This is a genomic window from Salegentibacter mishustinae, from assembly GCF_002900095.1.
GTDB classification, from domain to species: Bacteria; Bacteroidota; Bacteroidia; order Flavobacteriales; family Flavobacteriaceae; genus Salegentibacter; species Salegentibacter mishustinae.
This window is the reverse complement of record NZ_LLKN01000003.1, coordinates 160,407-184,929: the sequence shown is the minus strand read 5'-3', so window position 1 is coordinate 184,929 and position 24,523 is coordinate 160,407. Positions and strand designations below refer to the sequence as shown.

The window sequence follows — 24,523 nt, the reverse complement described above, 5'->3', positions numbered from 1 at the left end:
AATGTTTTTAAGTAACTGGTGAGTATGTACCGGTCTAGTATTTTCAACTTAGTCTAATCTATTAATGTAAAAATCTTCGTAACGAGCTTCTTCAAAAGTAAAAAGGTTTTTAGCCAGCTCCTGGTCGGTTTTAAAGCTTTTTACAGTAATAGTAATTTTTGTATCGTTATCCTGGGTTTGGATTAGGTTGTAAATATGCTTGGTTTGGCTATCTATACCCAATAAAATATTCTTAACCTCGGCATTGCTATCTTTTGGAGTTAATTTTACGTATTGAATATTGCGCCCATTTACATTTTTAACAACGTCCATTTCGTAGTTATAACCTTCTTCATAAAAGCTAAACATTTTTGAAGGAGTAATATTATTTTCTTCCTCTTCAACATAGGTAGAAATATTAATCTCCTCATCTTCCGGAATTATAGTGTAGACTTTCTTCCCATCAAACATTTGGGTAGTTCCCATTAGGTTTAATACATATTTCTCTCCTTTTATGCTAACATCGCCACGTGTTTCCTGGTTTACATTGGCAGCATTATTTTGAAGACTATATTTAAAGTCGATCACCATATTATCGTAGGTTTTAACCTTAGAAGAAACTTCATTAAGAAGGTTTTCGGCTTTTTTAGAATTTTGTGCCTGCAAGCTTATGGTGAAAATAGCGAGCGTGATAAAAATTAATTTTTTCATTTTAGTAATTAGGTGTTTATTCTTCATTTAATAATTGATCTAAGGCTGCAAGATCTGTAACTAAAACCTGCCTGGCTTTACTTCCTTCAAAAGGTCCTACAATTCCCGCCGCTTCTAATTGATCTATGATCCTACCGGCGCGGTTGTAACCAAGTTTCAGTTTACGTTGCAGCAAAGAAGCCGAGCCTTGTTGAGCGGTAACGATCACTTCGGCAGCTTCCCTAAAGAGTTTATCTCTTTCACTTACATCTATATCAACACCTGTGCCACTATCATCTGCTTCATAGGCAGGAAGTTGATGCGCTTCTGGATAAGCTTTTTGAGAACCTATGAACTCTGTTATTTTATCAACTTCAGGGGTGTCTACAAAAGCACATTGTAAACGCTTTAATTCATTTCCCTGGGTGAAAAGCATATCTCCGCGACCAATTAACTGATCGGCTCCCTGGCCATCTAAAATGGTTCTGGAATCTATTTTAGAGGTTACCCTAAAGGCAATTCTCGCCGGGAAGTTAGCTTTTATAATACCGGTAATTACGTTTACCGAAGGTCTTTGGGTAGCAATAATTAAGTGAATACCAATTGCACGGGCTAATTGTGCTAAACGGGCAATAGGGGTTTCTACCTCTTTTCCGGCAGTCATTATTAAATCGGCAAATTCATCTACCACCAGAACAATATAAGGTAGGAATTTATGTCCGTTTTCCGGGTTCAGTTTCCTGGCTTTAAACTTAACATTGTATTCTTTAATGTTACGAACCATCGCGTCTTTAAGAAGTTCGTAACGATCATCCATTTCAATACAAAGTGAATTCAATGTGTTAATCACCTTGGTATTATCAGTAATAATAGCGTCACCTGAATCTGGTAGTTTTGCGAGATAATGACGTTCAATTTTATTAAAAAGCGTAAGCTCTACTTTTTTAGGATCTACCAGTACAAATTTTACTTCAGCAGGATGCTTGCTGTAAAGTAATGAAGTTAATATAGCATTTAATCCAACCGATTTACCCTGGCCTGTAGCACCGGCCATAAGCATATGCGGCATTTTTGCAAGGTCTACCACAAAGGTTTCGTTAGAAATAGTTTTACCCAAAGCCATTGGTAATTCCATCTCGGCATTCTGGAATTTAGGTGAAGCGATCACCGAACGCATAGAAACAATGGTAGAATTTTTATTGGGAACCTCTATACCTATAGTCCCTTTACCCGGAATTGGCGCAATAATTCGAATACCCAATGCCGAAAGGGAAAGCGCGATATCGTCTTCCAGGTTCTTAATTTTTGAGATCCTAATTCCCGCTTCAGGTACAATTTCGTATAAGGTTACCGTTGGGCCAACCGTAGCTTTAATTTGCGCGATCTCAATTTTGTAATTTTTAAGCGTATCTACAATCCGGTTTTTATGTTCCTCTAGTTCTTCCTGGTCTACCGTAATACCGCCACCATATTCCTGGAGCAATTCCAGGGTAGGGAATTTATAATTACTTAATTCTAAAGTAGGATCAAACTCCCCAAAATCTTTAACGATCTTATTGCTGATCTTATCTTCTTCTACTTCCTCTTCTTCGGTAGTTTCTACTTCCATTTCCACTTCGCCGCTCTCTTCTTTCTTTGCAGGTTTAGGCGAAGGAGTAGGGGTTTCTTCTTTTGGAAGTGTTTTTTCCAGTTTTATTTCTGCGGAATTTTTTTCGGCAGGTTTTTCCTGTTTTGGGGCAACTTGTTCTTTCCAGTCAGTTTCTTCTTCGGTAGCTGAAATTTCTTCTTTATTTGATTGAAATTCTTTGTTCAGGCTTTCTTTCTTAGACTTTACAAAACCGCCAATCAATTCGGGGGTTAGTTTTAATCTTAAGCTTAAATAGGCAATAAACAGGAATAGCATTAATAAAATAGTACCGAAGAAACCTAAATAATCCTGAAGAAAATCATTCATTTCATAACCTATTCTTCCGCCTAATAATGGGTTGTTAACAGCGAAAAATCCGAAGAAAATAGCTAGCCATAACATAATTAAAATACCCCAAAACCAGGATTCTCTTAGTTTGGTAGATTTTACACCAAGAAAAAGATGAAATCCGCTGTAGCTTACTAAAATTGAGAAGATAAAAGCAGCAACGCCAAATCCTTTATACATAAAAAAGTCACTAACTGAAGCGCCAAATTTGCTTAGCCAGTTTTTGGTTTCTACTTCGCGATTTGAGAATTCACCAAGCGTGCTTTGGTCTACCTCCCAATTGAATAAAAATGAGATGAATGCCACACTTAAAGCCAGGCCGAATAACATTAAAAAACTACCTAAAACTACCTTTTGTTGCCGGTTAAGTTTGAAGGAAAATTTAGTCGACTTTTTCCCGGTGTTTGTTTTAGTCCTGGTTTTCTTTTTGGCCATAGATGATTTGAAGGATTTTGAGCAAAAATACAAATTAGCCCCTTCTAAAATAAAGAAAATTGACTTCAGTTTAGAGGAGGTTATTTTATTAGCTTAAACGTTCAAATCTAAGCAATTATTTTTTGAGAAGTAGCGCTGAAAATAATTCAGAATTTAAGTGCCTTAGGTTCTGAAAGCTAGACTATAATTTATTTTAAAAAATGTAGGGAAAGTAAATAAATGCACCTATAATTACCGCAATTATAGCTGCTATAAAAACCGCTCCTGCCGCAATATCTTTAATATGGCCTATTTTACTATGAAAATCTGGATGTACAAAATCTGCCATAGCTTCCAAACCGGAATTCAAACCTTCAGCAGTCATCACCAGGCCTATAGCTACAAACTGAAACATCCATTCGGTTTTAGTAATTTCAAAGAAATAGCCGGCAATACACATAATTATTGCCAGTGCAAACTGCACCTGTATGCTTTGCTCGTGTTTTAGTAATAACCAGGCTCCTTTAATAGCATAGCCGCCTCCTCTTATTCTTTTTCCGAGAAAACTATCTCGCATTATAAAAGGGTTTTTAGCGCAGAAAGATAATCTGGTTCTTCACCTATTTCAGGAACTTGTTGGCTGTGAATCACGTTGCCTTCTTCATCTAATACAATTACAACACGGGAAAGTAAAGCCTCAAAAGGGCCATCCATAATTTCCAGGCCGTAATCTTTTCCGAAGTTTCTATCTCTAAAATCTGATAGATTGATGACATTCTCTAAACCCTCGTCATTTACAAAACGTTTTTGAGCAAAAGGTAAATCTCTTGAGATACAAAGTACCACGGTATTATCCAGACCGGTAGCTTTTTCATTAAATTTTCTAACTGAAGTTGCACACACCCCGGTGTCTATACTGGGGAAGATATTTAAAATAACCCGCTTTCCTTTAAAATCGTTTAAAGTTGCGGTACTAAGATCAGATTTAATAAGTTCAAAATGGGGAGCTCTTTCGCCTTTTTCGGGTAAGCTGCCATAGGTGTTTATTTTTTCACCTTTTAATGTTATTTGCGACATGGATATTACTATTAGATTGGTTTGATAAATTTAGAACATCTGTTTTAGGGATTTACTAAAATTATCATAAAAACAAAGGGCTGCCTAAATATAAGACAGCCCTTTATAAATTATAATAAAAACGCGATTTCCTAACGGTCTATAGAACCAACTACTTTTTGCATAAAGTTGTTACAGGCATCCTTTTCTGGCGTTCCACCATCAATAGAATGCTTAACTTCTACAGCTCCGCATAAGTTCGAGATCAATTCACCTATCACATCCATTTCCTCGTCTTTTACCGAACGATGTTCAGTATAGCTTTCAAGTACTTCTATGGTATGTTCCAGTTTTTGAGCTTCGTTCTCGCGTGCTAAATGTTTAATTACTGGTAACTTCATTTACTAGGTCTTTTAGAGGTTCAAATTTGTTAGTTTGTACCTGATTAACGAAACTTCCGTTTTTGAAAGTGGCAAAAGTTGGTAGGTTATCTACCTTAGCCAGTTTTCTGGATTCCGGATATTTCTCAGCATCTACCATCAAGAACGTTGCGTTCTCATTTTCTGAAGCTAATTTCTTGAATTTAGGCTTCATTAATCGGCAGTTACCGCACCATCCGGCCATATACTGTACCACAACGGTTTCGTTATCAGAAACTATTTCGTTTAAATTATCTTGTTCTAATTCTTTTATCATAACAATCTCTTTCCCTTTTTTCTTAGTTTAAGCTTAGGTAAGAAGCAACTCCGTCTCTATCGGCATTCATTGCATCTTTACCTTCTTCCCAGTTTGCAGGACAAACCTCACCTTTTTCCTGTACGTGAGTGTAAGCATCTACAAGTCTTAAGAATTCTGCTACGTTTCTACCTAGTGGCATATCGTTTACACCTTCGTGGAAGATTTTTCCTTCCTCATCAATAAGGTAAGTAGCACGGTAAGTTACGTTGTCTCCTTCTAGAGTAACATCTCCGGTTTCTTCATCATAAGATTCTCCGGTAATATCTAGAATTCCAAGACGGGAACTTAGGTTTCTGTTAGAATCTGCAAGGATTGGATATTTTACGCCTTCAATTCCTCCGTTATCTTTTGGAGTATTTAACCAGGCAAAATGTACTTCTGGAGTATCACAAGAAGCTCCAACTACCATTACATTTCTTTTTTCAAATTCTTCAGCTGCTTTTTGGAAAGCGTGTAATTCTGTAGGGCAAACAAAGGTGAAATCTTTTGGGTACCAGAATAGCAATACTTTTTTCTTGTTTTTCTGGGCTTCTTCTAAAATATTTAGTTGAAATGTATCACCCATTTCATCCATTGCATTTACGCTTAAGTTTGGAAACTTTTTTCCTACTAATGACATATAAATTTTGTTTTTATTGGTTTAACTTTTATTGTAATTCGAGTACAAATTTAGGGAAAGTTCTCGCTGAAAAAAGTTATTGAAATTTTAAAATACTATCTAAGAATAAGTTTTGTTTATAGGTTTTTCTAAAATGAATAGAAAACTCCTATTTAACAGTTTTAATGCCTATTATTGCTGAAGTTTTAAGCCGTTTGAGTTTTCGCAGATTGACTTAATTCCTTGATTTTAATGCCGAAAGCAGCAAAAAGTAAGGTCATAAACGGACTTAAATAATTAAAGAAGGCATAGCCCGCGTAACTTAGTGTAGGAACACCAAGAACACCGCTGTGATATGCACCACAGGTATTCCAGGGAATTAGCACCGAAGTTACCGTTCCCGAATCTTCTAAGGCTCTACTCAGGTTTTCTGGAGCAAGACCTTTATCGCGGTAAGCTTTAGCGAACATTTTTCCCGGAACTACAATTGCTAAATATTGATCTGAAGCAGTAGCGTTTAGAGCCAAACAGCTAAAAACAGTACTGGCGAATAAACCAAAGGTGGTATGGAATAGATTCAGTAAAGCTTTACTAATTCTAGCCAGGGCACCAATTGCTTCCATAATTCCGCCAAAAACCATCGCACAAATAATTAGCCAGATAGTTCCCAGCATTCCCGCCATTCCTCCTGAAGAAAATAGGTCATTCAAGTTTTTATTATCGGTTTCTATTGCAGTATCTACGGTAATTGCCTGCATAACTCCACGGTAACCGCTTATAAAATTAAGATCTGTAGTTCCTGCTATTTGCGCTACAATTCCCGGTTGAAAGAATAAGGCAGCGGCTGCACCCAAAAGTGTTCCCAGTAATAAAGCGATTAAAGGTGAAGTTTTTTTAACAATCAATGCGATTACTATTGCCGGAACAAGAAAAAGCCAGGGGCTAATTGTAAACGATTTTTCAATAGAGGCCAGGATGGCAGAAGTGTCTGTAGTTCCTGTAGTATCTAAATTAAAACCGATGATAACGAAGATTATAAGTGTAATAGTAATAGTAGGAACCGTAGTTAGGGTCATATAGCGAATATGTGTAAACAAATCTGTTCCCGCCATAGCAGGAGCAAGGTTGGTAGTATCACTTAAAGGTGATAATTTATCTCCGAAATATGCCCCGGAAAGAATTGCTCCTGCTGTCATCCCTACCGAGATCCCTAAAGCTTCAGCTATTCCTATTAATGCAATACCCACGGTTGCTGAAGTAGTCCAGCTACTACCCGTGGCAACTGAGATCACGGCACAAATAATTACACAGGCGGCTAAAAAGATAGTAGGATTTAATATTTGTAATCCGTAGTAGATCATAGTAGGAATAATCCCTGAAATAAGCCAGGTTCCTGCCAGAGCTCCTACCATTAAAAGAATAAGAATAGCACCGGCCGTACTTTGAATATTCCCGGCAACTTCATCTATCATTTTATCGTATTCCACATTATTGAAGTAGCCCACAACAGCAGCGACAGCGCCACCCAATAATAAAACAAACTGATTGGAACCACTTAGTGCATCGTCTCCAAACACAAATACATTAAAAGCAAGCATTGCAATAAGCGCAAAAACGGGAGTTAATGCCGGCCAAATACCGAGTTCTTTATTAGTAGGAATTTGTTCAGTTTGAGACGGGTCTTGGTTTTCCATTCAGCTATGAAGTATATGATGAAACCTATTTTTAAGGTTTTGGTTGAATTTATATTAATCAATTTTTCACTTTCGCTTGTAATTTTACGATTTTACAGGAAAATGAGCAAGTTTTGTATTAAACTATAAATTAATTAGAACCTATAGCCAACCCCTAGCTGTACCCCAAAACTGGTAAGTTTTTGATGGTAATCTTCTTCTTCAAAAGGAATTACCGCATATCTTCTAAAATTGGGATTTACATAAATATTAAATTTATTAAATGCATATTGTGCGCCAAGGCCAAAGCCTACACCAATGCCCGCTTGTGGATCTACAGATTCACTCTCTGAACCTTGAAAATCCATCACAGGACCACCATTTACAAAGAAATAATCTAAAAAAGTATAATTGGCAAAAATAGGAATTGAAGTAGTTTGCAATTCTTGCGAGCTAGAAGTTTCGCCCGGCCTGGGGAGCGCAGAATTAATTACTACATCGCCTTTCCAGTAGTTAAGTCCTGTTTCCAGAGCTAAATTATCGGTCACTTCGAGCAAATATCGAAATCCAAATTCATAAGAATTTTCAATATCAGAACTGCCACCACCGGCGATTTCTTCACCTCTTAATAATTTGCTATCCGTTATTCCAAAATAGAGGCGAACTTCATTTTGGGTTTGTGAAAAAGCGCTCAGACTAAAAAATGCAAGTAATAGGGGGAGTAGTAGTTTTTTCAAAGTTTTATTTTTTGTGAATATACAAAAAAGAAGAAGTTCGGAAATACTGTCCATAAATTAGACCTTAAATCCGAACTATTTTTAAGTATGATTAAGCTTGTCTTTATTTGAAAACTCCTACTTCCTGCATACAGGATTTCATCATTTTATAAGTGCGTTCTATATCGTTATCCAAACCAATAGAAAAACGAATTAAACCATTGCTTAAGCCCATTTTTTCCTGTTCTTCTATGGGGATTTCCGAAGAAGTAGAACTACCGGGTGCACTAAAAAGTGTTTTGTAAAAACCTAAACTTACCGCTAGGTAACCCAGGTTTTTCTCCTGCATAAGTTCCATCAATTCATTGGCTTTTTCCAGGCTGCCAACATCTATGGTCAATAAACCTCCAAACCCATAATCTTGATTCATCATTCTTTTAAAGGTTTCATGGCCCGGATGATTTTTTAAACCTGGATAAACTGTTCTTAAACCATCTTGCTGAAATTTCTCGGCCAGGAACATGGCATTTTTGCTATGTTGTTTAATCCTAATGTGTAGTGTTCTTAAGTTCTTTAAAACCGAAGCCGCTCGCATACTATCCATCGTGGGGCCTAATAGCATATTAGCGCCATCATTCACACTACGAAGTGCGTTGATAAAATCCTGGCTGCCGCAGGTTACACCGCCAACCGTATCGCTGCTTCCGTTAATGAATTTGGTTAAACTATGAATTACCACATCGGCACCCAATTCTTTCGGGCTTATGGAAAGAGGGGAGAAGGTGTTATCTACTACAATAATAAGTTGATGTTTTTTCGCGATTTTAGCCAATGCTTCTATATCTGCAACTTCCAGCAAGGGGTTGCTTACAGATTCGCAGTATAGGACTTTGGTGTCTTTGGTGATCGCTGCTTCAACCTGTTCCAGATTGGTGATATCTACAAAGGAAGTTTGAATATTAAACTTCGGGATAAAATTCTTCAAAAAAGCATAGGTTCCACCGTACACGGTTCGGCTGGAAACAATATGATCGCCAGCCTGGCATAAATGGAGCAGGGTGGAAGTAATAGCGGCCATCCCACTTGCAGCAACATTTGCGGTTTCGGTTCCTTCCATTGCTGCAAGCGCTTCGCCCAAATATAAATTTGAAGGCGAGGAATGCCTCGAATAGAGATAGCAGCCTTCTGCATTTCCTTCAAAGGTATCGAACATTGTTTTTGCCGAAAGAAACGTATAGGTAGAGGAATCGGAGATGGAAGGATTTACACCTCCATATTCTCCAAAATATTGAAGATCCTGAATATTATCAGCAGGTTTATATTTCATCTTTACTGAATTTTAAGTTTACATAAAATTAAGCCTAAAAAGAATGAAAGTCAATTAGATGTATTATATTCAGTAAATAAAACTATATAAATTCTATTTATTAGAATTATAATCTATATTTCGGCGTCAGTAAATTCAGCTTAGAAAAATTTTCAGTATGAAATTAGACCAAAAAGATCTTCAAATCTTAAAACACTTGCAACAGGACAGTAAAATGACCAATAAAGAAATTTCTAACAAGCTGGAGCTTTCGGTAACAGCAGTTTTTGAGAGAATCAAACGCCTGGAGCGTGAAGAAGTTATTTCAAACTACGTGGCTCTTATTTCTCCCGAAAAGGTTGAAAAGAATTTTATGGTTTTTTGTCAGATAAAACTTATCCAGCATTCCAGGTCTTACCTAACGAAGTTTGAAGCTGAGGTCGCAAAGCTTTCTGAAGTTCTGGAATGTTATCACGTTAGTGGTGAGTATGATTATATTTTGAAAGTGCTGGTAAAAGATATGGAAGCCTATCGAGAATTTATGGTAACTAAACTCACCAATCTTGACCATATTGGAAGTACCCAGAGTACTTTTATAATTTCACCGGTTAAAAGTACAACTGCTGTGCCGTTATAATTCATTAGATAAACAGCCCTGTTTTAAAATTTAAACTTTCAGTGAAATTAAAATTCGGACTGGGAACTACGGTTTTCACAAATGGCGGGCAGGGTTAGTGACAGTGCCTATTTCGTTAATGAACTTGTAAAATCAGATCCCCGGCTTCCGTTTGGTGTAAATAAGCGATCTGGCTATGGCCGCGAGCTAGCAAAAGATGGAATGACGGAGTTTGTTAATAAGAAAACAGTTTATGTTAAAGCCTAAAGCATAATTTTTTCCACATTGGTCATTGCCACGAATAGTTGTACTTTTGTGTTTACTTTGTTCAAAAATCAACACAAAAAACAAAATTATGAGTAAATATGATGTTGCAGTTATAGGTTCTGGCCCTGGAGGATATGTGGCCGCTATACGCTGCGCGCAACTGGGAATGAAAACTGCTATCATAGAAAAATATTCAACTTTAGGAGGAACCTGCCTTAATGTTGGTTGTATTCCAAGTAAAGCTTTACTTGATTCCTCTCACCATTACCACGATGCCGTAAAACATTTTGAAGAACACGGAATAGATATTCCGGGAGAGGTGAAAGTAAACCTTGAGAAAATGATGGAGCGTAAATCTTCAGTAGTAAGTCAAACTTGCGATGGAGTGAAGTTCCTGATGGATAAAAATAAGATTGATGTTTTTGAAGGCGTAGGATCTTTTAAAGATAAAACCCACATCAATATTGAAAAAAACGATGGTGAAACAGAAACCATTGAAGCGGCGAAAACAATTATCGCTACAGGTTCAAAGCCGGCCAACCTTCCGTTTATCGAGTTGGATAAAGAAAGAGTAATTACTTCTACTGAAGCTTTAAAATTAAAGGAAATTCCTAAACACATGGTCGTAATTGGCGGTGGTGTAATTGGCCTGGAATTAGGTCAGGTTTACCGTCGTTTAGGAGCTGAGGTTACGGTTGTTGAATTTTTAGACCGCATTATTCCTACCATGGATGCTGCACTTTCAAAAGAACTTCAAAAGGTGCTTAAGAAACAAGGTGTAAAATTCCATACTTCTACCAAAGTGAAATCTGTAGAGCGTAATGGCGATGAAATCATTATAAAAGCCGACGATAAAAAGGATAAAGAAATTGAAATAAAGGCAGATTACTGTCTTGTTTCTGTAGGACGTAAACCTTTTACCGATGGTTTAAATGCTGATGCTGCGGGAGTAAAAGTTGATAACAAAGGTAGAATTGAGGTGAACGAACATCTACAAACCAATACAGATAACATTTATGCTATTGGTGATGTGGTAAAAGGCGTGATGCTGGCTCATAAAGCCGAAGAAGAAGGGACTTTTGTTGCTGAAACTATCGCCGGACAAAAACCACATATTGATTATAACCTAATTCCAGGTGTTGTTTATACCTGGCCTGAAGTTGCTTCGGTAGGAAAAACCGAAGAACAACTTAAAGAAGATGGTGTTAAATATAAAGAAGGGAAATTCCCAATGCGTGCTCTTGGACGTTCCAGAGCAAGTGGAGATACAGACGGATTTGTAAAGATCCTTGCCGATGAAAAGACTGATGAGGTTTTAGGCGTTCATATGATTGGTGCTCGTACTGCCGATCTTATTGCTGAAGCTGTTACTGCAATGGAATACAGAGCATCTGCAGAAGATATAGCCAGAATGAGCCATGCACATCCAACTTACGCTGAAGCCGTTAAGGAAGCTGCTCTTGCTGCTACCGATAACCGTGCACTTCACGTATAGGCGGTTTTAAAATAACTTATAAAAAAATGGCTGTTTGATAGAATTTCAAACAGCCATTTTTTATTTATAGGAGCGCGATATTTCTAAATCTCCAACTTCTTGAGTTCTTTATAGTTTCTATTCAATCTTCTTAGTAAAATTCCGTAGACCACGCGGTAAAATAACCATATTAATCCAAGAAAAACAGCGAGACCACCAATCATAATTCCCGCAAACATTAACCACTGTAGAGGAGTAAAACTATATTTCTCCATATCATCTACCACAGTGCTAGATGTGTGATAATCCATCATAAAATAGGTGTAGATCAAAGCTACCAGGGCAGTGGAAATTAAAATATAGCCTATATAATATTTAACGGTTTTCTTGGTGCGTAAAATGTTTTTCATCAATTCGGCCGCATTATCTGTAGCAGATATTTTTCGGTAATTCTTATAAAAACAATAGATAAAGAAAAAGGTAATGGCATAATTAATTACATAGGTGGCCACGGTAAATTCTTTTAGGTGAATTTGTTCCATTTCTTCCCAATATTCGTGATCGGCCATAAAAATGTTTATGACTCCCCAGAATAAAAATTCAATAATACTAATTACAAAAATCCACTTTACTATAGAAGACGAGCGCTTCCATAGCATTTGGTAAATTTGGTCGTAGGAAAGATGCGGAAGGCTAGCTTCTCGTTTTTTCCAGTCTTTTTTTAATAAATCCAATCCATCCATTATTCACTAAGGATTTAAAATGTTCTTTAATTTTGTTTTTACCCTATTCATCTTCACTCTTGCATTTACTTCAGTAATACCAAGGGTTTCAGAAATGTCCCTGTAATTTTTATCTTCGAGATATAAAAAAACAAGGGCCTTTTCAATATCATTTAATTCCTGAATTGCAGAATACATCACTTTTAATTGCTGCTCAGTTTCATCGTCATATTCCTCTGCCTTTATCTTAAAATCTACTGTATCAAAATCCTGAGTCGGTATACTTCTCTTTTTCTTTCGGTATAAAGTAATTGCAGTATTTAGTGCAACACGATACATCCAGGTGCTAAACTTTGCTTCGCCTCTAAATTTTGGGTAAGCTTTCCAGAGCTGAATGGTAATTTCCTGAAAAAGATCGTTGTGCGAATCCTGATCGTTCGTATAGATTCGGCAAATCTTATGCGCAATGTTCTGGTGCTTTTCCAGGTTGGTTACAAACTGATGTTCTAATTCCTTATTCACAATAGTTGGTTAGCACTTATATGTAGCGCAAGTGCTTGCAATGTTACAAAAAAGTATAAAGTATCGTTAATGCGCCCTTATTTTTTCAGGCAAAGCAGGAGAAAACTTAAATTTGGATAAAATCCTTTAAATCGGGGATTGATTATTAAAAAGGAATACTGCACATTAAATTGAAGTTTAACGTATTCTAAATCTCGATTATCGAGTAAAATCAAGCTTATGAATATTCCAAGAACAAATTTACCGAGAGTCGTTATTATTGGTGGCGGTTTTGCGGGAATGGCGATAGTGAGAAAGTTGCTTGGCGAAGATGTCCAAACTGTAATTTTAGACCGTCATAACTATCATACCTTTCAGCCTTTACTTTACCAGGTTTCAACCTCTGGGCTGGAGCCAGACTCTATCGCTTATCCTATGCGTAAAATTACACGTAATAGTAAGAAATGTCTTTTTAGAATGGCCGAGGTGAAATCTATAAATCCCGAAAAAAGCTTGATTGAAACCTCTATTGGAGATTTGATCTACGATTACCTGGTGATTGCAACCGGTTCTAAGACTAATTTCTTCGGAAATAAAAGTATTGAAAAGAACGGCATGTGGATGAAAACCGTGCCGCAGGCATTGAATATTCGTAGTTTGATACTGGAAAATTTAGAACAAGCTGTAATTACCGATGATCCCGAATTAAGAAAAGCACTATTAAACTTTGTTTTAGTGGGAGCGGGGCCAACTGGTGTAGAGCTTAGTGGTGCTATTGCCGAACTCAAAAACCATATTGTTCCAAACGATTACCCTGATATTAATCCAAATGAGATGAATATTCATCTTTTGGAAGGTTTGGATAGAGTGCTGCCTCCAATGAGTGAAAAATCTTCAAAAAGAGCCCAGGAGTTTTTGGAAGAGCTAGGGGTGAAAATTCACTTAAATACTATGGTTGAAGAGTATGACGGTCATTTGGTAACAACCAACACCGATCTTGCGCTTAAAACCGAAACCTTTATTTGGGCAGCCGGTGTAACCGGTGCGCCGGTAAAAGGTTTAAAAGCAGAAGCAATGGTGGAGAAGGCCAATAGGTATGAAGTAAACGCTTTTAACCAAATTAATGGTTATGAAAATATTTTCGCCATTGGTGATATTGCCCTAATGCAAACCGAAGATTACCCTAAAGGGCATCCAATGGTTGCCCAACCGGCAATTCAACAGGGGAAACATTTGGCCAAAAATATTATGAATATCGTAGAAGGTAAAAAGCTTGAACCTTTTAAATATAAAGATAAAGGAACTATGGCCACGGTAGGAAGAAACCGGGCAGTGGTAGACCTGGATAAAGGTTCCTTTGGCGGATTTTTCGCCTGGTTTATCTGGATGTTTGTGCACCTTTGGTTCCTAATTGGGTTTAGAAACCGATTGGTCACCTTCTTTAACTGGCTTTATAACTACTGGAATTATGATAAAGCGGCAAGGCTAATTATCAGACCGTTTAAAGGTTATGAAAACCAAATGAAAGTAGATAAAGAAGAGATATAAGAACGGGATATAGCAGAAAAAAAAGCAGTTAAGTGAATCTCTCGCTTACTGCTTTTTTGCTTTTAAAAATGTCACTCTCAATCAAGTTTAGAGTCAAACTCTTTAGAATTACCTCATTTTCTTAATTTCCTTATTATAGTCTGAAGCAAGCGAAGTCTTTTGGTTATCGGTTAATGCTTTCCCTGCCATTTGAAAAACTTCCTGTTCTTCTTCATCTAAATGATGAATTACCTTATGTTCAAGCTCCTTGGCTATCTTTAGCCAGTTTGAAGCGTCCATTTCTGTATCTTCCAGTTGCTCTATAAGTTCATCCATCTCGTGATGCTCTGCAACGCTATGTCTGGCCTTTTCCTGGGTAAGGTCTTTCTTGATCAGTGGGATATAAAAATGCCTTTCTTCCGCATCAGCGTGAATCTTCAATTCGTGTTTTAATTGCTCAAAGATCTTTTTGCGCTCCTGAGTATCGCCGTGGGTTTCTACCAGTTTGGCGACCAGGTTTCGCTGTATTTCATGTTCCTGGCGTAAAGCTTCAAAAATATTCATAATTTAGGTATTGGTTAAGCTTCTAAATTATTGATTTATATGTTAAGGAAAATTTAAACCAGAGTTTTTCGTAAGCAGTTTAAATCGGTTCTAAAGAATTTAACGGTTCAGTTTCGTTTTTCTACAATTCAGAAATATTAATTAGTAATGAAGACTACTTTCACGCATCTTAGCTCTGTAAATAAAAATCGATGAAATTTTTTCTGAAAATATTAAAAATTAGTCTTGCGATCACCATTCTCATTATTGCTTTAGAATTGGTTTTTGGAGGTTTTGAGCTGGAAAAATTTATGAGTTTCGAAACCTGGTTTCTCTTTTTCGCTTATAGTTTTATTCTCACTTTCATTAACGGCAGTTACTTCTGGTGGTTTGGTGCAAAAATAACCTGGGAAAAGGCCACCTTAAAAAAGGTGATTTTAGGAGCTTTTGGAGCTGTAGTTTTAACTTTAATAGGATTTTTCCTTTGTCGGGTCCTGCATTATGTGGTCTACGAAGGCGTGCCGCTGCAAGAGTTTTTAGCAAACGAAAAAATGTATACATACTTGTTTCCGCTGCTATTTACTACCATTATTTCCCTGTTTTTTCATCTTATTTATTTCTATAAAGCTTTACAGGAAAAGAAAGTAAAAGAGCAAAAAATAATTGCCGGGGCAGCTTCCGCAAAATTTGATGCACTTAAAAATCAATTAGATCCGCACTTTTTATTTAATAGTCTCAATGTGTTGGCTTCACTTATAGATGAGAATCCAGACCAGGCGCAACGATTTACAACCGGCTTGTCTAAAATTTATCGCTATGTTCTGGAGCAAAAAAATAAAGAGTTAGTGAGTCTCGAGGAAGAATTGAAATTTGCCAGTACGTATATGAAATTATTGAAAATGCGTTTCGAAAACAGTATTGAATTTGAAATACCCGAAGAAATTTCAAATGAGGAAGCTAAGGTGGTACCTCTTTCCCTCCAGCTGCTTTTAGAAAATACCATTAAGCATAATATTGTAAGTGAAAATCGTCCCCTCAAGATAAAAATTTATGAACAAGACGAATTTCTCGTAGTCGAGAACAATTATCAGAAAAAAGAAGTACTGAGTAATAGAAAAGGCGTGGGTTTACAAAATATTGTAAATCGGTACAATGAGATTACTCAGAGAAAAGTACTAATAGATCAAACTGAAGAAACTTTTAGAGTAAAAATTCCAGTATTAACCAAACAAATATCAATTATGGAAACAAACGAAATCAATGAGGAAAATGCTTATTTTAAAGCAAAGCAAAGAGTAAAAGAGATGAAAGAATTTTATGGGAATTTGATCTCTTATTGCGTGGTGATCCCATTTTTAATTTTTATAAATTATAGCACATACTGGGGCTTCCAATGGTTCTGGTTCCCGTTATTTGGATGGGGGATTGGTGTAACAATTCATGGTTTCTCAGTATTTGGATATGGTTCAGAGTGGGAAGAGCGCAAGATTCAGGAAATAATGAATAAGGATAAACTAAAAACAAAATCCTGGAAATAATGAAAACGAATTATAAAGAAAATTTTAGTTATAAATCAGCTCAAAAAAGGGTAAAGGATATTAAAGGCTTTTATGTTCACCTGGTAGTTTATTTATTTGTAAATATTGCCATTTTTGTTGTGACCACTCAAGATGAAGGATTTATAAACGGCTTATCCAATTTATCGAATTATAGTACCATCTTTTTCTGGGGTATAGGATTGTTTGCTCATTGGGCCAGTGTTTTCGGACCTAATTTTATATTCGGTAAGAAATGGGAAGAACGTAAAATCAAGGAAATAATGGATCAGGATAAAAAGAAGATCTGGAAATAGAATAATAAACCTATAAAACTTATTGTGACCAAAGTTATAATTATCGAAGATGAAAAGCCTGCTGCAAGAAGGCTGCAACGAATGCTCTCCAGGCTAAATATAGAAACTGAGACTATGTTGCATTCTGTAGCTGAAGCTGTGAATTGGTTTAATTCTAATGATCATCCAGACCTTATTTTCCTGGACATTCAACTAAGTGATGGCATTTCCTTTGAAATTTTTGAAAAGGTAGAAATCAATAGCGCTGTTATTTTTACCACGGCTTACGATGAATATGCTCTAAAAGCCTTTAAGCTGAATAGTGTTGATTACTTATTAAAGCCTATAGATGAGGAAGAATTAGCAAATGCAGTGGCAAAATTTAAAGAAAAATACCTCAAAAATTCACCACAAATAGATTTTAACGCCTTTAGAAAAATTCTTGAAACAGGAAGTAAACCAGATTATAAAACCCGTTTCACGATTCAGGTTGGCCAACATCTAAAAATTATCCCTGCTAACGAGATTTGCTGTTTTTATTCTGAAAATAAGGCATCGTATCTAACTACTACTTCAGGGAGAAATTACCCGGTAGATGTTTCGCTCGAAAATTTAGAAAAGGAATTGGACCCTGAGAAATTCTTCAGAATTAATCGAAAATCTATTGTAAACATTGACTGTATAGAAGATATTATTAGCTACACCAATAGTCGCCTGGAGATTAAAGTGAAGGCTTTTAATGAATTTCAGCTTATTGTTAGTCGGGAGCGAGTGCGAGACTTCAAAAACTGGATTTCCTAGACCTAAAAGTTAAAATTGGCGCAAATAAAAACCGCGGGCCTAATTTTTACGTAAATATCTATGAAAAGTTGGGTAACTAAAAGCAGATTCGTTTTTATTAGCCCCCTGGTTTTCCGAATTTTATTTTTTTGGTTGGTTATGTGAAGGTTTGCTATAATTATTATGGCAGACCTTCATCTTTTACTCGAAAATCGAAATTAAAATATTCCGTGGCCCGTGCGAATCCAAGCGGTCTTTTTTCGAAATCAAAATTATATTTCTAAATAATTTCTCTGATGTGCTTGCTCTGAAGTTGTTTTCTTTCAAATTTGCTAGCGCAGCAACTTATCTGTGTTTAGGTAATTATTAGGGTGCAGCTACAGATCCTAAAACGTATAACTGGTCCATTGTTGGAGTTTCACTACCACCTTCAGGTTCTAAGGTAATTCCAAATGCTTCAGACTGGTTCTGGTTTTCAAGACTGAAAACCTTATTATCATCGGCTTCAAAATCAGCCAGCAAACCTATGCTGGTAGGAGTAAGAGGTTGCATAGTAAGTGACCAAACCTGGTAAACTTTTCCTCTAGGCGGTTCGGGTAGATCTTTTGCGTCTATATAAGCGGTATTCTCTTCTGTATTCCAATAGACAGAAGCGAAGGCTTCAGGAGCTACCTGCTGACCTTTTAGCGGGATTCGCTGCACGTTTCTATCTCTTATAACCGCTAGTAATTCTTCTGCCTTTTCAGCATCTTCACGTGCGTTTGCGATTTGTTCTTCCATTTGAACATTTCTGGCATTCGCAGCTTGCAAGTCTTCTCTTAAGTCATTGGTTCGGTTAAAGAAAATGAAAAGGCCAATAAGCAATAATAAACTTGCTGCCCAACCCGAATAAGTGATCCAGTTTATGGTTCTTACCGGAGTCGCTACCGGAGCGGTAGTTGCAGTTGGCTTGCTTAATTTTTCTTTTATTGAAGCAATTAAATGCTCTGTATTATTAGGAGCTGTAGCAGCTGAAAGTGTAAGTAATGCTTTTTCTATTTCTTCTACTTCGGTTTTAACTTCAGGATATTTTTTAAGCACACGGCTCACCTCACGACTTTCCTGTTCAGAAAGCGCTCCATAAACATACAGTTCAAGAATTCCAGACGATATGTACTTTTGAATATCCATTACTTAATTACCATTGCTCTTAATTTATCGATACAAATTCTATTCCGAGTTTTTACAGTTCCCAGCGGCATGTCTAATTCTTCTGAAGTTTCCTTTTGCGTATAGCCTTTAAAAAAGAGGTAGTCTATTAATTTTTTACAAACCGGCTTTAAGGCATCAATATATTTTTTGAGTCCTATTGCATCTACAGCTTCAGAGAAATTAGTTTTAGCCTCTAATATATCTACGAAGTTATCGGTCTTAAGGTTTTGTTGGTCGTTTTTAAAATCTTTTGATCTTATTTTATCAATAGAAGCATTCCGGGCAATATTTAAGATCCAGGTGAAAAATCGGCCTTTATCAGAATTATAGCTTGGTGCTTTGTCCCAAATTTTTAAGAACACATCTTGCAGCACTTCTTCTGCAATCTTTTCGTCTCTAATTATACTATAAATAATTCCGTAGGTGCTTTCTGAATACAAATGGTAAATACGTTCAAAGGCACGTTCGTTACCATTTTGAAGTTCTAAAATTAAAGCGTCTTGTTGCATAAAGAAGTTGTGGCTTGCACAGTAAAAGTATGTAAATCTCTTCCTTGAAAAAAATAAAAAGCGGCATTTAGCCGCTTTTTATTAAAACTTATGTGATATAGGTTACATTTTTATAACTCCACATCCAACTCTAGTACCTGCTGCACCAGAAGGTTGAGAAGTATAATCGTCTACACCATCGTGTACAATTATAGCTTTTCCAACAATATTTTTGTTTTCATCGTCACAACCTATACACCATTCATCGGTAGTCATACTAACAGTTCCTTCTCCATTGGCATCAACTTCAAAGTTTCCAATATCACCTTTATGATAACCTTCAGCATCGCCCCATTTACCGTGTTTTTCGTTAGTTGGATTCCAGTGACCACCGGCAGAAGTTCCATCTTCAGCAGAGCAATCTGCTTTCTGGTGAATATGGATCGCGTGCTGTCCTTCAGCTAAACCTGTAATTGTAGCTTCCATGGTAACTTCGCCATCTTCTTGAGTAAAAGTTACTTCTCCACCAAGATCGCTTCCGCTTTTTGGTTCTAAAGAAACCGTGATCTCTTTAGTTTCTTCTTCTTTTTCCATACTGTTGTCCATCTCAGAATTCATTTCTGTTTCGGCAGCATTTTCAGTATCGTTTTCTTTTTTGTCGTTTTTACAACCTATTATAAATAATGAGGCGCAAAATACTAGTGATAAACTTATTCGTTTCATAATCTGGATTGGTTTTTAGATTTAACATTACTAAATTAATCGTATCCCATTGTATAGCCAAAGATTTAAGGATAGGTTAACAAACACCGGGTTTCAGTCTAGATTAATTTGGTTTTTATGTTTGTTGCTGAAGTTAAACTTTTATGAACAGGGCATCGGTCTGCAATTTCTAGCAATCGTTTTTTCTGTTTTTCATCCAGATCGCCATAGAGTTTGATCTCTCTTTTAAATGTATCAATTTTAGAGTTGGAATTTTCGCAGTCCTCACAGTCTTTTTCATGTTCTCTTGAGTAATAAACATGCGTTTCCACATCTTTCAATGGCCATTTTTTACGTTTAGCATACATTTGAAGCGTCATAGACGTGCAGGAAGCCAGCCCCGAGGATAAAAACTGGTATGGAGTAGGGCCGTAGTCTTTTCCACCGGCGCTTATAGGTTCATCGGCAAGGAAAGTATGATTTCCGGCTTTCATTCTTGTAGTAAAAGCATCTTCTTTTTCCAATCCTGCTACCACATCCGCATTAGACTCAGGAATTTCTTTATTCGGAATTGTTAAGTATCGAGAAGCCCAGGTAGCAATTACGTTGCCGGCATAAGTAGCATCTCCCTCAGCAGCTAATAGGTGTTCCGCTCCATCTAAAGAAACAAAACTTTTAGGATGTCTTGCCGCTATGTATAATTCTTCGGCATTTTTAATACTTACAATTTTATCATGAGGCGAATGCATTATTAAAAGTGACTTTCTAAGTTCACTTAGGTAAGGTTTTAATTCATGCTTGTCAATATCATCTAGAAACTGCTTTTTGATTTTAAAACTTCTTCCACCAATATTCACCTTTGCTTCTCCATTTTTTTCGATCTCGTCTACGTTATTTTCAATTAAATGCTGAACATGGGCAGTAGTAGATGGGGCGGCAATAGTTGTAACCGCTTTAACCGATTCCAATTCCTTAGCAGCAAATAAAACAGCGGCGCCACCAAGGGAATGTCCAATGAGCAGGCTGGGAGCTTTAAATTCTTCTTCAAGGTAAGTGGCTGCAGCTAGAAGATCCTGGATATTTCCAGAAAAATTACTGTCAGCAAAATCACCTTCACTTTCTCCCAATCCAGTAAAATCGAAACGTAAAACCCCATAGCCGTTTTGTGCTAAAGTTCGACTTATATTTTTAGCGGCAAAGAAATTTTTATTGCAGGTAAAACAATGGGCAAAAAGAACAAAATTATGAGGATCCTGGTTTAATGGAAGTTCCAGGTAACCCGATAAATCATCCCCATTCTTATTTTTGAAATTTACTTTTTCAGTTCTCATAGCTTATTTTTTACTCGATAATCGAGGTTTAATTTTCCGAGACTTGCCTCGAAATCTAAAAATCTTTCGATTTAATGCGACATGGACATGCCGCGAGGTATTTTATTAAATGTACAAATTGTTTAGCGCAAGTACCAAAACAAAAAAGCCGATTAAAAAATCAGAAAATATTTTGACGATATCCCCTGATTTTTAATCAGCTTATTTATAAAATAGGAATCAGGTTTATTCCAATTCCCTTATTTTAATATTTCTAAACCACACTTCGTCACTGTGGTCTTGCAATGCAATATGGCCTTCTCTATTTTTCCCGAAATCTTCCCAGTCTTTAAACTTCGAGTTTTCTACCAATTTACTCCATTCTTCTCCATGAACCGGGAATTCATTGATTAGAGTTCCGTTTAAGCGAACTGAACCTTTATTGGTTTTATGATTAATTCGTATTACTGTTTTGTTCCATTCTCCGGCATTACGGGTTTTATCTTCGCTTGGCGGCATCATATCGTAAAGTGCGCCGGCCTGTCTAACTTCACCGTTTTTAGCATCTGGATGTAATTTATTATCTAAAATTTGAATTTCAGGCCCGGTTAAGTAAGGCTCAGAAAACTCTTCACTTTCCTGAACTCCCCACATAATTCCGCTATTTCCTCCTTCTGAAATTTTCCACTCCAGGGAAAGTTCAAAATTAGTATAGGTTTTTTCTGAAATAAGGTTTTCAGTACCTTCACGGTCACCTTCAGCCGGAGTAAAAGCAATAACACTATCTTTTACCTGCCATTGGTCTGAAATTGAATCAGCGTTAAAAGCTTTCCAACCTTCAAGGTTTTCGCCGTTAAATAGTTTGTTCCAATTATCTTCGCTAATGGCCATTGCGGTAGTATCTTGAGCAGTACTGGTTTCATCTGCTTTATTTTCTTTTTTATCAGATTTACAGGCGGAAGCTATTACTGCAGCAGTTACTAAAATTAAAATATTTTTCTTCATTTACTTTTCTTTTTTACCCTTTAGCGGGAATTTATCACGTGTAATTATTAATTTAATCGTGATCTTACGTCCAGCACTATGCTGGTTTTACTCGATAATCGAGATTGAATGCTCCGAGGCTTGCTTCGAAATCAAATTATATATTTCAATAATAATGTTTCGTGAGCTTGTACCGAAGTAGTTTACTCTGAATATATTAGTTAATTCCTAAGATTCGTTTTAGTTTTTGTTCATCTATTTCACTTCCAGCAAAATCATCAAATTTCTTTTCGGTAGCTTCAATAATATGACTTTGGATAAAAGGTGCGCCTTCGCGGGCTCCCTGGTCTGGTGATTTAATACAGCATTCCCATTCCAGAACTGCCCAAACATCGCAACCATATTCGGTTAACTTAGAAAATATAGTTTTAAAATCTACCTGACCGTCTCCGGGATGTCTATATCGCCCGGCGCGATCTATCCAGTCTCCATAACCACCAAAAGAACCTTTTTTCCCGGTAGGATTAAATTCGGCATCTTTTACGTGGAACATTTTTATGAATTCGTGGTAGTGATCTATATAAGAAATATAGTCTAATTGTTGCAGCACGAAGTGGCTGGGATCATACAATAAATTTACTCGCTTATGATTATTAGTTGCTTCCAGGAAACGTTCAAAAGTAACCCCATCATGAAGATCTTCTCCCGGGTGCACTTCGTAGCAAACATCTACACCCTGTTCATCGAATTCGTTTAAAATAGGCGTCCAGCGTTTTGCGAGTTCCTGGAATCCCATTTCTACAAGACCCTCCGGTCTTTGCGGCCAGGGATGTGCGGTATGCCAAAGCAGCGAGCCACTAAAAGTACCGTGTACATCTAAGCCAAAATGCCTACTGGCACGGGCTGCACTTTTCATTTGCTCTACGGCCCATTCAGTTCTCGCTTTTGGATTGCCTTTAACTTCATTAGGCGCGAAATTATCGAACATAGTATCGTAAGCCGAATGCACTGCCACAAGCTGACCTTGCAAATGAGTACAAAGCTCAGTAACTACTAATCCGTACGACTCTACTTTTCCTTTAATTTCCTGGCAGTAATCTTTATTTTCACCGGCTTTTTTTAGATCTATTAAAGCCGATTCCCAGGTTGGAATTTGTATTCCTTTATAGCCTAAATCTGACGCCCATTTGCACAAACCATCCAAACTATTAAATGGCGCTTTGGTATCCATAAATTGTGCTAAATAAACCGCAGGTCCTTTTATCGTTTTCATTTTACTAAAATTTTATGCGTCTAATTTTACCCAAACATTTCCTTTGGCGTGAGAGTCTACTACTTTTTCAATAAAGTTCATTCCGCGTATTCCATCTTTCATAGTAGGGAATTCTGCGGGATGATATTTTTCACCATTAATTGCTTTAGCAACTCCTTTGTAGATATTTCCCATAGAATCGAAAATACCCTCTGGATGTCCCGGGGGCAATTTTGTTCCGTCTAAGGAAAGCGCCGAATTATATTCGTGCCCGGGTTTTAAAACTTTCATAGGTTGCCCGTCTTCTAGTTTGTAAAGGTAATTCGGGTTTTCCTGCTCCCATTTTAAGCCGGCTTTTTTTCCGTAGATCTTTACCGCAAAATTATTTTCTTCTCCGGTAGCGATCTGGCTCGATCTAAGTACTCCTTTTACATATTCTGAAAAGCGCAGCAGCACAGTACCATCTACATCCATCTTATTATCTGAATATACATAGTTTAGATCGGCTAAAAGTTCTTTTACTTCCAGACCTGAAACATATTCTATCATATCAAAAGCGTGCGTACCAATATCACCAATACAACAACTGATGCCTCCTTTTTCGGGATCAAGACGCCAAATACTGTTTCTTTCATCTTTATCGTGAATAATAGGATTTATCCAGCCCTGGTAATATTGCACGTCTATCTTTTGGATTTCACCAATCTCGCCTGCAGCGATCATTTCTTTCATTTGGCGAATCATAGGGTAACCGGTATAAGTATAAGTTACCGCAAAGATGGTTTTTGATTTATTGAGAGTATCTTCAAGAATTTTGGCTTCTTCGTAAGAAGTGGTCATTGGTTTTTCACAAATGACATTAAAGCCATTTTCCAGGAGCTGCTTTGCCATAGGAAAATGCAGGAAGTTTGGCGTAAGTATAGAAACGACTTTTATGCGCTGATCTTCCGGCAATTTTGCTTCTTCAGCAATTAAATGATCCAGGTCTTTATAAACCCTATCGGTTCCAATACCTAATTCCTGAGCGAATTTTTTACTCTCTTCGTGATCGGGATTAAAAACCCCACCAACAAATTCAAATTTATCAAACATAGAAGAGGCTACCCGGTGTAAGATCCCGATGAGGGAATCACCGCCGCCGCCTAATACTCCTAATTTTATCTTTTTACCCATAATTTTTAATCTTTTGC

The 24,523-nt window shown here is 37.0% G+C and carries 26 protein-coding genes and 1 pseudogene; 7 read left to right on the top strand and 20 right to left on the bottom strand.

Translation table 11 applies throughout. The annotated features are described in order from the left end of the window. Positions 1–48: 48 nt before the first annotated feature. From APB85_RS16675 to APB85_RS16630, 10 genes are all read right to left on the bottom strand, one after another. On the bottom strand, positions 49–690 hold the full coding sequence (locus APB85_RS16675; protein WP_057480864.1) for a LolA family protein: 642 nt from the start codon (positions 688–690) through the stop codon (positions 49–51). A 16-nt stretch (positions 691–706) separates the two neighbouring features. Then, positions 707–3,079 carry a DNA translocase FtsK gene (locus APB85_RS16670; RefSeq protein ID WP_057480710.1) on the bottom strand — a complete coding sequence of 791 codons (2,373 nt, stop codon included), beginning with the start codon at positions 3,077–3,079 and terminating at the stop codon, positions 707–709. Positions 3,080–3,272: 193 nt separating this feature from the next. Next, the gene (locus APB85_RS16665; RefSeq protein WP_057480711.1) at positions 3,273–3,635 is read right to left on the bottom strand and encodes a diacylglycerol kinase; all 363 of its coding nucleotides are present in this window, start codon (positions 3,633–3,635) and stop codon (positions 3,273–3,275) included. Then, positions 3,635–4,135: a thiol peroxidase gene (gene tpx / locus APB85_RS16660; RefSeq protein ID WP_057480712.1), complete on the bottom strand. Its 501-nt coding sequence runs from the start codon at positions 4,133–4,135 to the stop codon at positions 3,635–3,637. The genes APB85_RS16665 and tpx overlap by 1 nt, the downstream gene beginning before the upstream one ends. 131 nt (positions 4,136–4,266) lie before the next feature. Continuing rightward, the gene (locus APB85_RS16655; protein WP_057480713.1) at positions 4,267–4,515 is read right to left on the bottom strand and encodes a DUF6952 family protein; all 249 of its coding nucleotides are present in this window, start codon (positions 4,513–4,515) and stop codon (positions 4,267–4,269) included. Continuing rightward, the gene (locus tag APB85_RS16650; RefSeq protein WP_057480714.1) at positions 4,496–4,810 is read right to left on the bottom strand and encodes a thioredoxin family protein; all 315 of its coding nucleotides are present in this window, start codon (positions 4,808–4,810) and stop codon (positions 4,496–4,498) included. Before APB85_RS16650 ends, APB85_RS16655 begins: the two co-directional genes overlap by 20 nt. A 22-nt stretch (positions 4,811–4,832) precedes the next feature. Beyond that, on the bottom strand, positions 4,833–5,471 hold the full coding sequence (locus APB85_RS16645; RefSeq protein WP_057480715.1) for a peroxiredoxin: 639 nt from the start codon (positions 5,469–5,471) through the stop codon (positions 4,833–4,835). 185 nt (positions 5,472–5,656) lie between these two features. Continuing rightward, on the bottom strand, positions 5,657–7,144 hold the full coding sequence (gene nhaC / locus APB85_RS16640; RefSeq protein ID WP_057480716.1) for a Na+/H+ antiporter NhaC: 1,488 nt from the start codon (positions 7,142–7,144) through the stop codon (positions 5,657–5,659). A gap of 134 nt (positions 7,145–7,278) precedes the next feature. Next, positions 7,279–7,860, bottom strand: coding sequence for an outer membrane beta-barrel protein (locus APB85_RS16635; protein WP_160319229.1), 582 nt, complete (start codon positions 7,858–7,860; stop codon positions 7,279–7,281). A gap of 103 nt (positions 7,861–7,963) precedes the next feature. Then, a complete protein-coding gene (locus APB85_RS16630) occupies positions 7,964–9,166 on the bottom strand; it encodes an aminotransferase class I/II-fold pyridoxal phosphate-dependent enzyme (RefSeq protein WP_057480718.1) in 1,203 nt (400 codons plus the stop codon). A gap of 157 nt (positions 9,167–9,323) precedes the next feature. Between APB85_RS16630 and APB85_RS16625 the strand changes: the two genes are divergently transcribed. From APB85_RS16625 to lpdA, 3 genes and pseudogenes are all read left to right on the top strand, one after another. Beyond that, on the top strand, positions 9,324–9,782 hold the full coding sequence (locus APB85_RS16625; RefSeq protein ID WP_057480719.1) for an Lrp/AsnC family transcriptional regulator: 459 nt from the start codon (positions 9,324–9,326) through the stop codon (positions 9,780–9,782). A gap of 29 nt (positions 9,783–9,811) precedes the next feature. After that, a pseudogene (locus APB85_RS17545) lies at positions 9,812–10,028 on the top strand (aldehyde dehydrogenase family protein); the annotation flags it as partial. Positions 10,029–10,116: 88 nt separating this feature from the next. Then, on the top strand, positions 10,117–11,523 hold the full coding sequence (gene lpdA / locus APB85_RS16615; RefSeq protein ID WP_057480720.1) for a dihydrolipoyl dehydrogenase: 1,407 nt from the start codon (positions 10,117–10,119) through the stop codon (positions 11,521–11,523). Positions 11,524–11,606: 83 nt separating this feature from the next. Here lpdA and APB85_RS16610 read toward each other — a convergent pair whose 3' ends face one another. Then, entirely contained in the window at positions 11,607–12,245 is a 639-nt protein-coding gene (locus tag APB85_RS16610; protein ID WP_057480721.1) for a hypothetical protein, read from the bottom strand. Positions 12,246–12,251: 6 nt separating this feature from the next. Continuing rightward, a complete protein-coding gene (locus APB85_RS16605) occupies positions 12,252–12,746 on the bottom strand; it encodes an RNA polymerase sigma factor (RefSeq protein ID WP_057480722.1) in 495 nt (164 codons plus the stop codon). Between the two features lie 219 nt (positions 12,747–12,965). On the opposite strand from APB85_RS16605, the gene APB85_RS16600 reads away from it, so the two are divergent. Continuing rightward, positions 12,966–14,273 carry an NAD(P)/FAD-dependent oxidoreductase gene (locus APB85_RS16600; RefSeq protein WP_057480723.1) on the top strand — a complete coding sequence of 436 codons (1,308 nt, stop codon included), beginning with the start codon at positions 12,966–12,968 and terminating at the stop codon, positions 14,271–14,273. 108 nt (positions 14,274–14,381) lie between these two features. Here the strand turns inward: APB85_RS16600 and APB85_RS16595 are convergent, their stop codons facing one another. Next, positions 14,382–14,816 carry a hemerythrin domain-containing protein gene (locus tag APB85_RS16595; protein WP_057480724.1) on the bottom strand — a complete coding sequence of 145 codons (435 nt, stop codon included), beginning with the start codon at positions 14,814–14,816 and terminating at the stop codon, positions 14,382–14,384. Between the two features lie 191 nt (positions 14,817–15,007). Here APB85_RS16595 and APB85_RS16590 point away from each other — a divergent pair, with 191 nt between their 5' ends. The 3 genes from APB85_RS16590 (at position 15,008) to APB85_RS16580 (ending at position 17,427) form a co-directional block, all read left to right on the top strand. Beyond that, positions 15,008–16,333 (top strand): 2TM domain-containing protein, encoded by a 1,326-nt coding sequence (locus APB85_RS16590; RefSeq protein WP_057480725.1) that lies wholly within the window; start codon positions 15,008–15,010, stop codon positions 16,331–16,333. Continuing rightward, positions 16,333–16,647, top strand: coding sequence for a 2TM domain-containing protein (locus APB85_RS16585; protein WP_057480726.1), 315 nt, complete (start codon positions 16,333–16,335; stop codon positions 16,645–16,647). The genes APB85_RS16590 and APB85_RS16585 overlap by 1 nt, the downstream gene beginning before the upstream one ends. A gap of 81 nt (positions 16,648–16,728) precedes the next feature. Continuing rightward, positions 16,729–17,427: a LytR/AlgR family response regulator transcription factor gene (locus APB85_RS16580; protein WP_057480865.1), complete on the top strand. Its 699-nt coding sequence runs from the start codon at positions 16,729–16,731 to the stop codon at positions 17,425–17,427. Between the two features lie 345 nt (positions 17,428–17,772). Here the strand turns inward: APB85_RS16580 and APB85_RS16575 are convergent, their stop codons facing one another. The 7 genes from APB85_RS16575 to APB85_RS16545 all read right to left on the bottom strand — a co-directional run bounded on the left by APB85_RS16575 (position 17,773) and on the right by APB85_RS16545 (position 24,506). Beyond that, positions 17,773–18,576 carry an anti-sigma factor gene (locus tag APB85_RS16575; protein WP_057480727.1) on the bottom strand — a complete coding sequence of 268 codons (804 nt, stop codon included), beginning with the start codon at positions 18,574–18,576 and terminating at the stop codon, positions 17,773–17,775. Continuing rightward, positions 18,576–19,106 (bottom strand): RNA polymerase sigma factor, encoded by a 531-nt coding sequence (locus APB85_RS16570; protein WP_057480728.1) that lies wholly within the window; start codon positions 19,104–19,106, stop codon positions 18,576–18,578. The genes APB85_RS16575 and APB85_RS16570 overlap by 1 nt, the downstream gene beginning before the upstream one ends. 102 nt (positions 19,107–19,208) lie before the next feature. Next, the gene (locus APB85_RS16565; protein WP_057480729.1) at positions 19,209–19,808 is read right to left on the bottom strand and encodes a superoxide dismutase family protein; all 600 of its coding nucleotides are present in this window, start codon (positions 19,806–19,808) and stop codon (positions 19,209–19,211) included. A 98-nt stretch (positions 19,809–19,906) separates the two neighbouring features. Further along, the gene (locus tag APB85_RS16560) at positions 19,907–21,118 is read right to left on the bottom strand and encodes a bifunctional alpha/beta hydrolase/OsmC family protein (RefSeq protein ID WP_057480730.1); all 1,212 of its coding nucleotides are present in this window, start codon (positions 21,116–21,118) and stop codon (positions 19,907–19,909) included. A gap of 225 nt (positions 21,119–21,343) precedes the next feature. Further along, positions 21,344–22,102, bottom strand: coding sequence for a DUF1080 domain-containing protein (locus APB85_RS16555; protein ID WP_057480731.1), 759 nt, complete (start codon positions 22,100–22,102; stop codon positions 21,344–21,346). 196 nt (positions 22,103–22,298) lie between these two features. Further along, positions 22,299–23,354 carry a sugar phosphate isomerase/epimerase family protein gene (locus APB85_RS16550; protein ID WP_057480732.1) on the bottom strand — a complete coding sequence of 352 codons (1,056 nt, stop codon included), beginning with the start codon at positions 23,352–23,354 and terminating at the stop codon, positions 22,299–22,301. A gap of 12 nt (positions 23,355–23,366) precedes the next feature. Further along, complete coding sequence (locus APB85_RS16545) at positions 23,367–24,506, bottom strand: Gfo/Idh/MocA family protein (protein ID WP_057480733.1); 1,140 nt, start codon at positions 24,504–24,506, stop codon at positions 23,367–23,369. Positions 24,507–24,523 lie beyond the last annotated feature (17 nt).